Annotated in this window: 16 protein-coding genes; 9 read left to right on the top strand and 7 right to left on the bottom strand. The window is 73.7% G+C overall.

Annotated elements, in window-relative coordinates:
• Nucleotides 1–12: 12 nt before the first annotated feature.
• The 4 genes from ACSMXO_RS21420 to ACSMXO_RS21405 all read left to right on the top strand — a co-directional run bounded on the left by ACSMXO_RS21420 (nucleotide 13) and on the right by ACSMXO_RS21405 (nucleotide 2,527).
• Nucleotides 13–1,233, top strand: a complete 1,221-nt coding sequence (locus ACSMXO_RS21420; RefSeq protein ID WP_455419098.1) for a sensor histidine kinase — start codon at nucleotides 13–15, stop codon at nucleotides 1,231–1,233.
• Complete coding sequence (locus ACSMXO_RS21415) at nucleotides 1,230–1,889, top strand: response regulator transcription factor (protein ID WP_346260727.1); 660 nt, start codon at nucleotides 1,230–1,232, stop codon at nucleotides 1,887–1,889. Before ACSMXO_RS21420 ends, ACSMXO_RS21415 begins: the two co-directional genes overlap by 4 nt.
• Before the next feature lie 72 nt (nucleotides 1,890–1,961).
• Nucleotides 1,962–2,213: a DUF6364 family protein gene (locus tag ACSMXO_RS21410; protein WP_346260726.1), complete on the top strand. Its 252-nt coding sequence runs from the start codon at nucleotides 1,962–1,964 to the stop codon at nucleotides 2,211–2,213.
• A complete protein-coding gene (locus ACSMXO_RS21405; RefSeq protein ID WP_346260725.1) occupies nucleotides 2,210–2,527 on the top strand; it encodes a type II toxin-antitoxin system PemK/MazF family toxin in 318 nt (105 codons plus the stop codon). The genes ACSMXO_RS21410 and ACSMXO_RS21405 overlap by 4 nt, the downstream gene beginning before the upstream one ends.
• Before the next feature lie 25 nt (nucleotides 2,528–2,552).
• Here ACSMXO_RS21405 and ACSMXO_RS21400 read toward each other — a convergent pair whose 3' ends face one another.
• Nucleotides 2,553–3,056 (bottom strand): MarR family winged helix-turn-helix transcriptional regulator, encoded by a 504-nt coding sequence (locus ACSMXO_RS21400; RefSeq protein ID WP_346260724.1) that lies wholly within the window; start codon nucleotides 3,054–3,056, stop codon nucleotides 2,553–2,555.
• Nucleotides 3,057–3,126: 70 nt separating this feature from the next.
• Here ACSMXO_RS21400 and ACSMXO_RS21395 point away from each other — a divergent pair, with 70 nt between their 5' ends.
• From ACSMXO_RS21395 to ACSMXO_RS21385, 3 genes are all read left to right on the top strand, one after another.
• Complete coding sequence (locus ACSMXO_RS21395; RefSeq protein ID WP_346260723.1) at nucleotides 3,127–4,362, top strand: MFS transporter; 1,236 nt, start codon at nucleotides 3,127–3,129, stop codon at nucleotides 4,360–4,362.
• A 68-nt stretch (nucleotides 4,363–4,430) separates the two neighbouring features.
• Complete coding sequence (locus tag ACSMXO_RS21390; RefSeq protein WP_455419097.1) at nucleotides 4,431–4,928, top strand: GNAT family N-acetyltransferase; 498 nt, start codon at nucleotides 4,431–4,433, stop codon at nucleotides 4,926–4,928.
• A gap of 112 nt (nucleotides 4,929–5,040) precedes the next feature.
• Entirely contained in the window at nucleotides 5,041–5,466 is a 426-nt protein-coding gene (locus ACSMXO_RS21385) for an Hsp20/alpha crystallin family protein (protein WP_346260721.1), read from the top strand.
• A 90-nt stretch (nucleotides 5,467–5,556) separates the two neighbouring features.
• Here ACSMXO_RS21385 and ACSMXO_RS21380 read toward each other — a convergent pair whose 3' ends face one another.
• Entirely contained in the window at nucleotides 5,557–6,540 is a 984-nt protein-coding gene (locus ACSMXO_RS21380; protein ID WP_455419096.1) for a helix-turn-helix transcriptional regulator, read from the bottom strand.
• Between the two features lie 139 nt (nucleotides 6,541–6,679).
• On the opposite strand from ACSMXO_RS21380, the gene ACSMXO_RS21375 reads away from it, so the two are divergent.
• A complete protein-coding gene (locus ACSMXO_RS21375; protein WP_455419277.1) occupies nucleotides 6,680–7,624 on the top strand; it encodes a tyrosine-type recombinase/integrase in 945 nt (314 codons plus the stop codon).
• A gap of 28 nt (nucleotides 7,625–7,652) precedes the next feature.
• On the opposite strand, the gene ACSMXO_RS21370 is transcribed toward ACSMXO_RS21375, so the two are convergent.
• Nucleotides 7,653–8,024 (bottom strand): VOC family protein, encoded by a 372-nt coding sequence (locus tag ACSMXO_RS21370; protein ID WP_346260719.1) that lies wholly within the window; start codon nucleotides 8,022–8,024, stop codon nucleotides 7,653–7,655.
• Nucleotides 8,025–8,110: 86 nt separating this feature from the next.
• Entirely contained in the window at nucleotides 8,111–9,811 is a 1,701-nt protein-coding gene (locus tag ACSMXO_RS21365; protein ID WP_455419095.1) for an acyl-CoA dehydrogenase family protein, read from the bottom strand.
• 179 nt (nucleotides 9,812–9,990) lie between these two features.
• On the opposite strand from ACSMXO_RS21365, the gene ACSMXO_RS21360 reads away from it, so the two are divergent.
• Nucleotides 9,991–10,449: an Rv0361 family membrane protein gene (locus ACSMXO_RS21360; RefSeq protein WP_346260717.1), complete on the top strand. Its 459-nt coding sequence runs from the start codon at nucleotides 9,991–9,993 to the stop codon at nucleotides 10,447–10,449.
• Between the two features lie 27 nt (nucleotides 10,450–10,476).
• On the opposite strand, the gene ACSMXO_RS21355 is transcribed toward ACSMXO_RS21360, so the two are convergent.
• The 3 genes from ACSMXO_RS21355 to ACSMXO_RS21345 form a co-directional block, all read right to left on the bottom strand.
• On the bottom strand, nucleotides 10,477–11,148 hold the full coding sequence (locus tag ACSMXO_RS21355) for a thymidine kinase (protein WP_455419276.1): 672 nt from the start codon (nucleotides 11,146–11,148) through the stop codon (nucleotides 10,477–10,479).
• Between the two features lie 141 nt (nucleotides 11,149–11,289).
• Nucleotides 11,290–11,661: a hypothetical protein gene (locus ACSMXO_RS21350; RefSeq protein WP_455419094.1), complete on the bottom strand. Its 372-nt coding sequence runs from the start codon at nucleotides 11,659–11,661 to the stop codon at nucleotides 11,290–11,292.
• Between the two features lie 134 nt (nucleotides 11,662–11,795).
• Nucleotides 11,796–13,172 (bottom strand): MFS transporter, encoded by a 1,377-nt coding sequence (locus ACSMXO_RS21345; protein WP_455419093.1) that lies wholly within the window; start codon nucleotides 13,170–13,172, stop codon nucleotides 11,796–11,798.
• Between the last annotated feature and the right edge of the window lie 18 nt (nucleotides 13,173–13,190).

Below are 13,190 nucleotides of genomic sequence, written 5' to 3'. Positions count from 1 at the left end.
TAGTCTCGCCGCGTGGACGCCACCCCGCACCTGCTCCGGCCACCGCTGCGCCACCGCCTGCCGGCGGGGGTGCGGACGGCACTGGTCTGGTGCGGAGTCGCCGCGTTCCCCGTGCTACTGGCCCTTACCGTGGCGATCGTCTCAGACGGCCCCGGCCGCTACCACAGCGTGCTGGAGATGATCCCCCGGTACGCGCTGCCGGCCCTGGTGATGGCGCTGCCCGCCGTCCTGCTGCGGCGCAGCCCGCTGGCGACCCTGGCGTTGATGCTGCTCGGGTCGGCGGCGATGACGGTGATGATCCACTCGTGGCACCAGGGCTACCTGGCCGACCTGCGGTATCTGCAACTGCTGGCGATCAACCTGGTCGTCGGGTTCGTCGCGGCGACCAGGTCCCGTCGGCTCTCGGTGACCGTGGCCGTACTGACGCTCTGCGCCGAGATCATGATCGGCTACCTGGACCTCGGCGACAATGCCGTCTTCCAGCCGGAGATCCCCACCCTGGGGATGCTGGCCACCTGGATGATCGGCAACTCGGTGCGGGCGCGGCGGCGGTACGCCGAGGCGCTGCGGTCGCAGGCCACCACCCAGGCGGTCACCGCCGAACGGCTACGGATCGCCCGTGAACTGCACGACATGGTGGCGCACAGCATCGGCATCATCGCGATCCAGGCCGGGGTGGGTAGCCGGGTGATCCAGACCCAGCCGGCCGAGGCCGGTGCTGCGCTGCGGGCGATCGAGACGACCAGCCGGGAGACCCTCGCCGGCCTGCGCCGGGTGCTCGGCGGGCTGCGTCAGGCGGACCCGTCCGACCCGGCGCCCCGGGATCCGGCGCCCGGGCTCGCCGACCTCGACCGGCTGGCCGAGGCGACGGCGGAGGCCGGGGTCCGGGTAGAGCTGTGCCGGCGGGGGGAGCGGCGTCCGCTGCCGGCCGACATCGAGCTGTCCGCGTACCGGGTCGTGCAGGAGGCGGTGACCAACGTCGTCCGGCACGCCGGTACGCCACGGTGCCGGGTCACCCTCGACTACCGGGAGCACGACCTGCACGTCGAGGTCGTCGACGAGGGGCGCGGCGGGCCGGTCGCGGCCAGCGGGTTCGGGATCGCCGGGATGCGGGAGCGGGTCGGCCTGCTGCACGGCGACTTCGCGGCCGGACCGGTCCCCGGAAGCGGTTTCCGGGTGGCGGCCCGGCTGCCGCTGCCGGAGACCGTCCCGAGCCCGGCGGTGCCGGCATGAGCGTCCGGGTACTGCTCGTCGATGACCAGCCGCTGGTCCGTTCCGGGCTGCGGGTCCTCATCGCCGACACCCCCGACCTGTCGGTGGTCGGCGAGGCGGGCACGGGTGCGGAGGCCGTCGAGCTGGCCCGGGCCGTCCGGCCCGACGTGGTGGTGATGGACATCCGGATGCCCGGCATGGACGGTATCGAGGCGACCCGGCAGATCGTGGCCGGTGACGGAGCGAGCCGGGTACTCGTGCTGACCACCTTCGACGAGGACGAGCACGTCTACGGCGCACTCCGGGCCGGTGCCAGCGGTTTCCTGGTCAAGGACATGGCCGTGGACGACATCCTCGGGGCGATCCGGGTGGTCGCCGCCGGTGACGCCCTGATCGCACCGAGCGTGACCCGCCGGCTGATCGCGGGCTTCGTCGAGGCCGCACCGGCGGCCGCCCGTCGGGTACGCCCGGTCGCCGGTATCACCGAGCGGGAGCGGGAGGTGCTGACCCTGATCGGGCAGGGCCGCTCGAACAGCGAGATCGCCGACGAGCTGTTCATCACGATGGCGACCACCAAGTCGCACGTGGCCCGGCTGCTGACCAAACTCGACGCCCGGGACCGGGTACAGCTCGTGATCATCGCGTACGAGCTGGGGCTGGTCGCGCCGGCCCGCTGACCGGCTCCGGTGCCGCCCCGACACACCCGCGCGGATACCTCCGCCGACACCACCGGGCGTACCATCGCGGACATGGCGGACAAGGTCACGCTCAGCCTGAACCCGGACACGCTCGCCCGAGCCCGTGCCGCGGCGAAGCAGGACGGCATGTCCCTGTCGGCCTGGATCGACCGTGCGGCCCGCAAGGAGGCGCTCCGCGCCGCGGCTCGGCAGCACGAGGCGTGGCTGGCCGCGCACCCGGAGGTCCGGGACGAACTCGACGCCTTCGACCGCTACGCCGACCGGGTCGACGCGGGCTGGTCCGACCTGGCCGGCGCCGCGTGAACCGGGGCGAGATCTGGACCGTCGGCGACCGTACCCAGCAGGCCAGACACCGGGTCATCGTGCTCTCCGGCGAGGGGCACAACGACCGGCCGTCCACCTCCCCGTACTGTGCCCCGATCGTCCGGCAGCGCGGCAGCAGCGAACTTCCACCGTTCGTGGTGCCGCTGGCCGAGACGGATCCGGTCACCGGGGTCGTGGTGGTGAACCGGCTGCGCCGGGTTCCGGCGGCGGTCGCGGTGGAGCGGGTGGGGATGGCGACCGGCGCGAGCATGGCCCGGATCGGCGCGGCGCTGCGGGACCTGTTCGAGCTGTGACCACCAGGGCGGGCCCCTGATTCGGTCAGAGCGTCGGGGGCCGCTCGGCGGCGAGCATGACCCGGCGCAGCAGGTCGGAGAGGGTACGCCGCTCGTCCGCGGTGAGCGCGCCGAGCAGCCTGTACTCCTCGTCGCCGAGGATGTCCATCGCGCCGAGCCAGGCGGCCCGGCCCTGCTCGGTCAGCTCGATGTCGACCCGGCGCCGGTCGGTGGCCGACGGTGTCCGCCGGACGAAGCCGCGGGCGACCAGGGCGTCGATCCGGGCGGTGACCGAGGGCGGCGCCAGGTTGAGGTCGTCGGCGAGCTGGGACGGCACCGCCCGGCCGTGCCGGCCGGCGAGCGCGTGCAGGGTGTCGAACTCCGGCCGCTGGAGGTCGAAGTCGACCAGCGACTTCTCCCGGACCCGGCGCAGGTGCTGGGCCAGCAGTTTCGCCCGGGTCACCGTGCCCTCCACGTCCGGGTCGAGGTCGGGCAGCACGGGCAGCCAGCGCGCGACGTGCCCGTCGGTCCAGTCCTCCTGGTGTTCCACGCCACAATCCTACGTCGAAGTGGAATTATTCGTTGGCGAAAGGTTCGGCTTCGAAATAACCTCCGAACCCGTGACCCACCCGCTCCGGCTGCGCGCCTTCCAGTTGCTCTTCCTCGGCCGTACGCTCTCCGCGCTCGGCGACGCCGTCGTGCCGGCCGCGCTCGCCCTCGCCGTGCTGCGAGCCACCGGTTCCAGCTCCGCCCTGGCCCTGGTGCTCGGCTGTGCGATGGTGCCGAGACTGCTGCTGCTACCCCTCGGCGGAGTGCTCGCCGACCGGCTCGATCCCCGGATCGTGGCCATCGGCAGCGACCTGGTCCGCTGCGCCGCCCAGGTCTTCGTCGGGGTCGAACTGCTCGGCGGCGATCCGACCCTGCTGTCGATCGCCGTCGCCTCGGCGGTCGGTGGGGTCGCGTCCGCTTTCGCGATGCCCACCACCTCACCGCTGGTCGCCGGGGTGGTCGACGCGCCCGGCCGGCAGCGGGCCAACGCCGCGCTGGGCGCCGCCCGCAGCGCCACCGGGCTGGCTGGACCGGCGCTGGCCGGCGCGTTGATCTGGGCCGCCGGGCCCGGCTGGGCGTTCGTGCTCGACGGTGCCAGCTTCGCGGTCAGCGCCGCCCTGCTGGCCGTGCTCCGGGTACGCCGGACCCCGGTGCAGCGCCACTCGCTCCTCGCCGACCTGCGGGAGGGCTGGTCCGAGGTCCGCTCCCGCGACTGGTACTGGAGCAGTCTGGTGGCGCACGCGGTCTGGAACGGCGTGGCGGCGGTACTGGTCACCCTCGGCCCAGCGGTGGCGATCGACCGGCTGGGCGGCGAGGGCGTCTGGGTACTGGTGCTCGAGGCGGGTGCGGTCGGTCTGCTGGTCGGCTCACTGCTGGCCGGACGGGCCCGGCTGCGCCGGCCGATCCTGGTGGCGAACCTGGGCCTGGCCACTTACGCGCTGCCGCTCACCCTGTTCGCGGTGGCCGCTCCGGCGTGGACCGTGGTGGTCTCGTACGGCGTCGCGCTGGCCGCCCTCGGCTTCCTCAACCCGCTCTGGCAGACCGTCGTCCAGGCGGAGATCCCGTCGCACGTGCTGGCCCGGGTCACCTCCTACGACTGGCTGCTCTCGCTCGCCGCGATGCCCCTCGGGTACGCGCTCGCGCCGCTCGCCGCCGACGCCTGGTCGCCCACCGTGCCACTGGCGCTGGCCGCCGTGGCGGTCGCGGTGGCCTGCCTGGGTACCGCCGCGGTCCCCGGGGTGCGTCGCCCGGTCAGCACCGGCCCGGAGGCCGCGCCGGAACCCGCGCCGGTCGCGGCCGTCCGCTGACCGGTCGCCCGCGCCGCCACCCGAACGGAGCGGGGAAAACCGCTGGACGCGCCGGCCAGACTGACCGGGTGGGAGACATCCTGACCCTGGGCTGGACGGTCCGCGCCGAGCCCGTCGACGGAGCGGTGGCAGGTGCCCTGCTCCGTGACTACTTCACCGAGATCGTCAGCCGGTACCACCGCCGGCCGACCGACGACGCCGAGATCGACCAGGTGCTGGCGGACGAGCCGAGCGACGACCTGACCCCGCCGACCGGGCTGTTCCTGGTCGGCTGGTACGACGGCGAGCCGGCCGGCTGTGCCGGAGTACGGCTGGGTGACCTGCCGTACGCCGAGGTGACCCGGGTGTTCGTCCGGGCCGGCGCGCGACGGCGTGGGGGCGGGGCACGGCTGCTCGCCGCCGTGGAGGAGGTCGCGGCGGCGCACGGGGCGACGACGATGCGGCTGGACACCCGGCACGACCTGGTGGAGGCCCGGGCGTTGTACGCCAGGCACGGCTACCGGGAGGTGCCGGCCTACGCGGTCTCGCCGTACGCCGACCACTGGTTCGAGAAGCGGCTCGGTTGACGTCGGGTGGTCGGGGTTGACGCCGGAGCCGCGGCGCGGTAATAAGGAAGAGAACTTGAGTCACCTCGACTCAACTTAACCTTCGGCCCAGGAGAACCGAGGAGGATCGACGATGTTGATGCGTACCGACCCGTTCCGCGAGATCGACCGGATCGCCGAGCACTTCTTCGGCACCACCAGCCGACCGGCGGTCATGCACCTGGACGCCTACCGCGACGGCGACTACTTCTACGCGGCCTTCGACCTGCCCGGCGTCGACCCGGAGAGCATCGAGTGCACGGTGGAGCGCAACGTGCTCACCGTCCGCGCCGAGCGGCGCCGGCCGACCGGCGACAAGGTGGAACTCGTCGCCGCCGAACGTCCGATGGGGGTATTCACCCGGCAGCTCTTCCTCGGCGACACCCTCGACACGGACAAGCTGGAGGCGGGCTACGAGGCCGGGGTGCTGACCCTACGCATTCCGGTGGCCGAGCGGGCCAAGCCGCGCCGGGTCGAGGTCACCGTCTCCGGTGCCGGCCCGCGCCAGATCAACTCCTGATTCCACGTATAACCACCGTCCCGCGACGCGCGCCCGTCCGGCCGACACCCCGGACCGGCGCGCGTCGGCCGTCCCGGGCAGCGGCGCCGGTCAGTCCGCTGTGATCCGGTACCGGTCGGCCATCGCCCGGGCGGTGGCCACGAACGCCGCCCGCAGCTCGGCCGGGGCGAGCACCTCGACGTCGGCGCCGAGCTTCAACAGCTCGACGTGCCCGTGCCGGACCGACTCCATCGGCACGGCCGTGTAGCGCCAGCCGGCGTTGTCGACCGGTCCGGCCGCGGCCCGGGCCGCCCGGGACATCGCCGGGGGAAAGATGAAGGGCATCCGCTCCAGCGCCGCCTCGGTCAGCCGTACCGTTGCGGTGGCCTGGTAGACGCTCTCCTCGTAGCGGCGGCTCCAGGCGTGCCAGAAGCCGGCCAGGTCGAAGTCGTCGGGCCGGGTGAAGCTCTCGTCCAGCACCGTCAGCTCCAGCACGCTGCCGATCCGGTAGGCCCGGGGCTCCTCGCCGGCCCGGGCCACCAGATACCAGCGGCCCGCCTTGAGCACCACGCCCAGCGGCGCGAGCCGCCGGGTCACCTCCCGGGGCGCCCGCCAGCGGCGGTACCGGATCTCGACCATGCGCTCCCGCCACACCGCGTCGGCGAGCGCGGCCAGGTGCGGGGTCGGTTCGGCGTCGCGGAACCAGCCCGGTGCGTCCAGGTGGAACCGGTCGCGGGCCCGGGCGGCCCGGCCCCCCAGTTCGGCCGGGAGCGCGGCGAGCAGCTTGAGCTCGGCACCGGCCAGCACGGTTCCCAGGCCGAGTTCGGTGGCCGGGCCGGGCATGCCGGCCAGGAACAGCGCCTCCGCCTCGTCGGTGGTCAACCCGGTCAGCCGGGTCCGGTAGCCGTCGAGCAACCGGTAGCCGCCGGCCGGACCCCGGTCGGCGTAGACGGGTACACCGGCCGCGCCGAGCGACTCGACGTCCCGGTAGACCGTCCGGACCGACACCTCCAGCGCGGTGGAGAGCTCCTGCGCCGTCATCCGCCCCCGGGCCTGCAACAGCAGGAGCAGTGAGACGAGTCGGCTGGCGCGCACCCGAGCAAGATTATCCCGGTATTTCCGAGAGTTGGAGATCGCCGGGCGCGTCTTCGAGGTCCCGGGCGAATGGTCTGAAAAACTTTCTCGCGTGTCCCGATCCACCCTGGTTCGCCGGGCGACGCCCCGACCGGTGTCGATGTCCGCTCCGGCCGACTTCACCGAGGCCTGGCTGCGTAACCGTCGGTTGTCCGAGCACACCCGGGCCGCGTACCGGCGGGACATCGCCGGCTGGCTCGGCTGGTGCGGCAGCCGGGCGCTCGACCCGCTCGGCGCGACGTTCCTGGACGTCAACACGTACGCCCGGGAGCTGGAGTCGAGCGTCGACCCGCGCAGCGGCCGCCCGCTGACCTCGGCAACGGTGGCCCGGAAGCTCTCCGCGCTGTCCAGTTGGTACACGTTTCTCGGCAAGCTCGGGGCGGTGCCGGGCAATCCGGTCTCCGGTGCCGACCGGCCCCGGGTCGACCGGGACCACTCCGCCACCGTGGGCCTGACCTCGGACGAGGTCGACGCGCTGCTCGCCGCCGCCGAGGCCGACACCGGCCCCACCGCGCTGCGCAACCGGGTGGTGCTGGCTCTCCTCGCCGACCTCGGGCTACGGGTCGGCGAGCTGGTCTCGCTCGACCTGGCCGACCTGGGCCAGGAGCGGGGGCACCGCAGCGTGCGGTTCGTCGGCAAGGGCGGCCGGGCCCGCCGCCGGGCGCTGACCCCGGGTTCGGCGTACGCGGTGGACGCCTACCTGGCCGCCCGCGCGATCGTGGCGGGACGGCCAGTGGAGCAGTTGACCGGCGCGCTGCTGGTGACCGCCACCGGCAACCGGCTCGACCGGCACGCCGTGTTCCGGCTGGTCCGGCGGCTGGCCCGGGTGGCGGGCATTCCGGCCTGGGAACGGCTCTCCCCACACTCGTTGCGGCACGCCTTCGCCACCTCGGCCCGGGCCGAGGGGGTGCCACTGGAGGATGTGCAGGACGCGATGGGGCACGCCGACCCGCGCACCACCCGCCGGTACGACCGGGACCGGCACAACCTGGACCGGGACCCGGCGTACGCGATCTGGGCGGCCCGGGCCCGCCGCCGGAGCTGAGACGGCGGGTCCGCCCGGGTCCACCTGCTCAGTCCTGCGGTCGCCGGCAGATGCAGAACGGCTGCCCGGCCGGGTCGGTGAGCACCCGCCACCGGTCACCGCCGGGCTGGAAGTCGGGTCGCGCGGCACCGGCGTCACGGCAGGCCGCCTCGGCCTTGTCCAGGTCGTCGACGTAGAGGTCGAGGTGGTAGCGCTTGCCGCCGGAGCTGTCCGGCCAGGCCGGCGGCTGGTAGCCCTCGACCAGCCCGAAGCCGATCGAGGCGTGCCCGTCGCTGATCATCGCGTACTCGTCCGCGCTGGCGGTGATCTCCCAGCCGAGCGCCCGGGAGTAGAACTCGGCGTGCGCGCGGGGATCCGGGCTGTCCAGGTTGACCATGATGAGGTCGCCGATCTTTTCCATGCCGGCCAGCCTGCCTGCCGTACCTGACACCTCCTGTCAGGTACGGCGACCGAGTCCGCGCACCGCCGCTCTGCCGGGCGGGCGGTTCAGCAGAGCAGGTCCAGTTCGTGGTGTGCCTCCGCCGCGATGTCCGCGCCGCGCAGCCAGCGCCGTGCCCAGAGCCGGGCGGCCACCTCCGCGGTCTCGTCGCCGCCGGCCGCCTGTTCCACCAGCAGGGCGGTGGCCAGCGCGTACGCCATCCGCAACGCCAGCCCGCGCGCCCCGGCCAGTACCGCGACCGACTCCGGGGTCACCTCGGCGAGCGAGTTCCGCAGTTCCGCCGTGGTGCCGGCGAGCGCGTCGGCCAGCGCCGGGTGCAACCGCCGGCCGGTGTCGGTGGCGGCGTCCAGCCGGGCCAGCAGTGGGGTAGCGGCGTCCTCCCGGAGCACCGCCCGCAGCACGTCCAGCGCGAGCACGTTGGTGGTGCCCTCCCAGATCGGCAGCACCTGGGCGTCCCGCAGCAGCCGGGGCACCCCGGTGTCCTCCACGTATCCGGCGCCGCCGAAGCACTCGACGTACTCGCTGGCCGAGGAGACCGCCAGCCGTCCGGTGGCGAGTTTGGCCAGCGGCGCCACGATCCGCAGTTCGGCCGCGGCGGCCGGATCCGCCCCCACCTCGACCCGGCCGAGCAGCGCGAACGCGTGCCCGGCCAGCACGAACGCCCCGGCCGCGTCCACCGCCAGGGTGCCCAGGGTGGCCCGGTGCAGCGGTGCGGTGATCAACCGTCCGCCGGCCACCTGCCGGGCGTCGGCGTACGCCAGGGCGTACCCGAGTCCCCGGCGCATGCCGGCTGCGGCCGCCGCCGCGTTGTGCAGCCGGGTCACCACGACCAGGGTCATCGCCCGGCTCAGACCCGGCACGGACGGGTCACCCAGCGGCCAGGCGTACGCGTCGTGCAGCCCGATTTCGGCGGTCGGCAGTGCCCGGGTACCGAGCTTGTCCTTGAGCCGGTGCACGGTGATCCCCGGCGCCGGGGCGTCCCGGTCGGCGCCCGGCCCGGCCGGCGGCGAGTCGGCGGCGTAGCGCGGGACAAGGAACGGCACCAGCACCCGGCTGCCCCCATCGGCGCCCTCCGGGCGGGCCAGCGCGACCGCCAACTCCGCGTCGGCGGCCGAACAGAACCACTTCTCGCCGGTGAGCCGCCAGGAGCCATCGGTGGCGGGCCGGCCGGTGGTGGTCGACCGGGCCAGGTCGGAGCCGCCCTGCGACTCGGTCATCCACTGCCCGCTGCTGACCGCCACGGCCGGGTCGGTGGCGGTGAGCCGGGGCAGCCAGGCGTCCCGGAGCGCCGGATCGACCTCGGGGCGGGCGAGCAGCGCGGCGGCGCCGTCGCTCATCGCCACCGGGCAGGAGAAGGTGGCCGACTCCGGACCGTACAGGTGCAGCAGGGCGTGCTGGACGACCCGGGCCGCCGCTCCCCAGGTACTCCGGGCCTGCGCCAGGTACGGCAGCGCGACCACGGCGTGCCGGGCGGCCGCCGCGCGCTGGGCCTGCCAGCCGGCGGAGGTCTCGATCCGGTCGATCCTGGCTCCCCACGGACCGTAGCGGACCAGGGTGGGCGGGTGCGCCTCCGCATCGGCGTGCGCGGCCCGTAGCGGACCGGTGACGTCGGTGGCGAGCGCGGCCAGCCGGTCCGCCGCGGCGGCGTGCCCGTCCGGGCCGAGCTGGCGGTCCAGCCAGGACCGCAGCAGCCGGTCGCTGAAGTACGGGTCGGCGGGTAGCGGGACCGACTGGACGTAGCGCTGCATGGTCGTCGTCCTCGAGGGGCGAGGGCCGGCCGGCGGGCCGGCGAAGCTGGCGGGGGATGGTCCCGACCGTAGACCACGGCGGGCGCCCGGTGGCGCCGACCGAGCCGATCATGGCCGGCGGGTGCCGACCCGACCGGTTCGGCACCCGCCGGACGCGGTGGCTATCTACGGTCGGTGGCATGGGCTACGAGCTGCCCGGCGGGCGCGGGGCACGGCGGCCGCGCCGGCTCCGGGGCGTGCTGTCGGTGGTCGCGGCCGGCCTCTTCGTCTGCTGTGTGGGCGCGGCCGGCCTCGGGGCCTGGAACTACCAGCACGTCCGGCAGTCCTCCGGCGCGGCCCAGGAGGCGGCGGAGGCGTTCCTGCAGGACGTGACCAGCGGCGACGCGGGCGGCGCCTACGACCGGCTCTGCGTCGACACCCGCGAGCGGTGGAGCCGGGACGAGTTCGAACGCCGCCTCTCGGTGCCACCGACGATCACCCGATACGCCATCGACGACGTCACCGTCGCCAGCGACCGGGGCCAGCTCCGGGCGACCGCGACGGCGAAGCTGACCCGCCGCTCCGGTGCGGTGGACCGGCGGGAGCTGCCGATGATCAAGGACGGCGACGAGTGGCGGGTCTGCGGCGACCCGTTCTGATCCCGACCGGGCCGGCCGGCTCCGGCGTCAGCGGTGCTCGCCCAGGTCGCCGGAGCGGAAGTGTCGCCGGCAGAGCACCTGGTAGCGCACCTCGGCCGCCTCGACGGTGTCGCCGATGACCACCTGCTCGCCCTGCCGGGCCACCGCGCCGCCAACCACCCGGGCGTTGAGCTGCCCCGGGCGTCCACACCAGCAGAGCACCTCGACCTGGATCCGGGACACCTCGTCGGCGAGTTCGAACAGCCGCTGCGCCGCCGGGAACAGGCAGGACCGGAAGTCGCTGGCCAAACCGAACGCGAAGACGTCCACGTCGTAGCAGTCGACGAGCTCGGCCATCTGCTCGACGTGCCGCACGGTGTAGAAGCAGGCTTCGTCGCAGATCAGGTAGTCGAGCCGGTCGCCCTCGGCCCACCGGCCCCTGACGAGTTCACAGAGGTCGAGGTCTTCGGTGACCTCGATGGCCTCGTGCGCCAGGCCGATCCGAGTGGTGATCTGCGGGCCGAGGGAACGGTCGATCCTGGTCAGCACCAGTCCACGCCGGCCCTGCCGGGCGTGGTTGTAGTTCATCTGCAGGGCCATGGTCGACTTGCCACAGTCCATCGGTCCCCAGAAGAACTTCAGGGCGGCGCCCTGACGTAACCGGCCGTCGCCGGCAGCGAAGCACGCCTGGGCGAGCGCGGACTCGTCGCCGGCGGACAGGGTCGGGCTGGTGCGGCTGTCGTCGGTCACGGTCGGGGAGCCTAGGCCACCAGGTGTTTCGGGTTCGACCCGCCGTGTCGTTGACCACTCTGGTCGGCCGACCGACCAGCGGGCCGCGACTCAGCCCGCTCAGCCCGCGACTCAGCCCGGGCCGCGCTCGCCGTCCGGCAGCCGGCTGGTGATCCCGGCCCGCTCGTCCGCCGGGAGCGCCGGCACGAGATGCTGGTCGACGAGGTGCCGCAGGCCGGCGGCGAGGTCGGGGTCACCCTGCACCAGGTCCCGCAACCGGCGCTGCCAGCCCTCGGCGAGGGCGCGTTCCAGGGCGGGGTCGCCGGCCTGGCGGGCGGCGAGCACCTCGGCGCGTACCTCGGTCAGGTCGGCGGCCACGTCGTCCGCCTCCCCGGGCCGGACCTGCCGCCAGAAGGCCACCACCTCGGCCCGGGCCGCCGGCCAGCCGGCACCGGCCATCACGCCGACCAGTGCCGTACCCGCGGCCACCTCGATCCGCTCCATTCCGCGCCTCCCGCCCACGTGCCGCCCCGGGCCCACCCTAGGCCAGATCGTGCCGCTGGTCGCCCCGGTCGGCCAGCTCGGGCGGGCCGACCGGGCCGACGCGGCAGCCGGCGGGCTGCGGCGGTACCGGCCGGTCAGAGCCGTTCCGGCGGGGTGTTGCCGGCGGCGACGATCGCCCGCCGGATCGGCACGGCGGCCAGCAGCACGAACCCGATCACGAAGAACGCCAGCAGCGAGATGATCGCCACCCGGTAGCTCTCGGTCATCCCGTACGCCAGCCCGAACAGCAGCGGCCCGAGCCAGCTCGTGCCCTTGTCGGAGATCTCGTACAGCCCGAAGTACTCGGCCTCCTTGCCCTTCGGGATCAACTGGCTGAACAGCGACCGGCTCAGCGCCTGGCTACCGCCGAGCACGATGCCGATCCCGCCGCCGAGCAGCACGAACGGCAGCGCCTGGTTGGCCGGCAGCCGGAACGCGACCGCCAGCACGACGGTCCAGAGCACCAAGCTGATCAGGATGGTCTTCCAGGCGCCGATCCGCTTCGCCAGCGCGCCCATGCCGAGCGCGCCGAAGAAGGCGAGGAACTGCACCATCAGGATGGTCGGCACCAGGACGTCGTCGGAGAGCTTCAGCTCCTCGGTGCCGTACACCGCGGACAGCGAGATCACCGTCTGGATGCCGTCGTTGTAGACCAGGTAGGCGACCAGGAAGAACAACGTCAGCGGGTACGCCTTGAGGCTGCGCAGGGTGTGCCAGAGCTGGCGGAACCCGTCGAGCAGTACCGGTCCCTGTGCCGGGCCGGCGACCGGCGGCCGGTTGCGCAGCCGGATCAGCGGAATGGTGGTGAACGCCGCCCACCAGATGCCCGCCGACACCATGCTGTACCGGGCGACCTCGCCGGTGTCCAACCCGAGCGAGTCCTTGAACAGCACCGCCGCGACGTTGATCGCCAGCAGCAGCCCGCCACCGATGTAGCCGATCGCCCAGCCGATGCTGGAGACGCTGTCACGTTCCTCCGGCCCGGCTATCTGCGGCAGGAACGAGTAGTAGACGACGATGCTCGCCCCGTAGGAGATGTTGGCGACCAGGAACAGCCCGGCGCCGAGCAGATAGCGGTCGCCGGTCAGGAACAGCAGCCCGACGGTGGCCGCCGAGCCGATGTAGGCGAAGAGCGCCAGCATCTCCTTCTTGCGCGGCGACCGGTCGGCGACCGCACCGACCAGCGGCAGCACGAAGACGGTCAGGAACACCGACAGCGACACCATGTACGGGAAGAGCGAACCGGGCGCGATGTCGATGCCGAGCAGGCTGATCCGCCCGCCCCGGCACGGGTCGTCCGAGGCGCAGCCGGCGGCCGCCTTCGCGATCGAGGTCAGGTACGGGCCCAGGAAGACGGTGATCACCGTCGTGTTGAACGCCGAGTTCGCCCAGTCGTAGAAGTACCAGCCGACCCGCTCGTGCCGGGTGCTGGGTGGCGCGTCCGGCGCCGTCGCGGGGATGGTCTCGGCCATGTCGGTCCTTCGGTATCG

The organism is Plantactinospora sp. DSM 117369 (assembly GCF_053764795.1).
This window is presented reverse-complemented; position numbering and strand designations above follow the sequence as displayed.

Bases quoted from the DNA above. Each gene is read 5' to 3' on its own strand.
- ACSMXO_RS21370 (WP_346260719.1), bottom strand. From the start codon at position 8,024: ATGGAAAAGATCGGCGACCTCATCATGGTCAACCTGGACAGCCCGGAT.
- ACSMXO_RS21360 (WP_346260717.1), top strand. From the start codon at position 9,991: ATGGGCTACGAGCTGCCCGGCGGGCGCGGGGCACGGCGGCCGCGCCGG.
- ACSMXO_RS21345 (WP_455419093.1), bottom strand. From the start codon at position 13,172: ATGGCCGAGACCATCCCCGCGACGGCGCCGGACGCGCCACCCAGCACC.
- ACSMXO_RS21365 (WP_455419095.1), bottom strand. From the start codon at position 9,811: ATGCAGCGCTACGTCCAGTCGGTCCCGCTACCCGCCGACCCGTACTTC.
- ACSMXO_RS21385 (WP_346260721.1), top strand. From the start codon at position 5,041: ATGTTGATGCGTACCGACCCGTTCCGCGAGATCGACCGGATCGCCGAG.
- ACSMXO_RS21415 (WP_346260727.1), top strand. From the start codon at position 1,230: ATGAGCGTCCGGGTACTGCTCGTCGATGACCAGCCGCTGGTCCGTTCC.
- ACSMXO_RS21375 (WP_455419277.1), top strand. From the start codon at position 6,680: ATGTCCGCTCCGGCCGACTTCACCGAGGCCTGGCTGCGTAACCGTCGG.
- ACSMXO_RS21350 (WP_455419094.1), bottom strand. From the start codon at position 11,661: ATGGAGCGGATCGAGGTGGCCGCGGGTACGGCACTGGTCGGCGTGATG.
- ACSMXO_RS21410 (WP_346260726.1), top strand. From the start codon at position 1,962: ATGGCGGACAAGGTCACGCTCAGCCTGAACCCGGACACGCTCGCCCGA.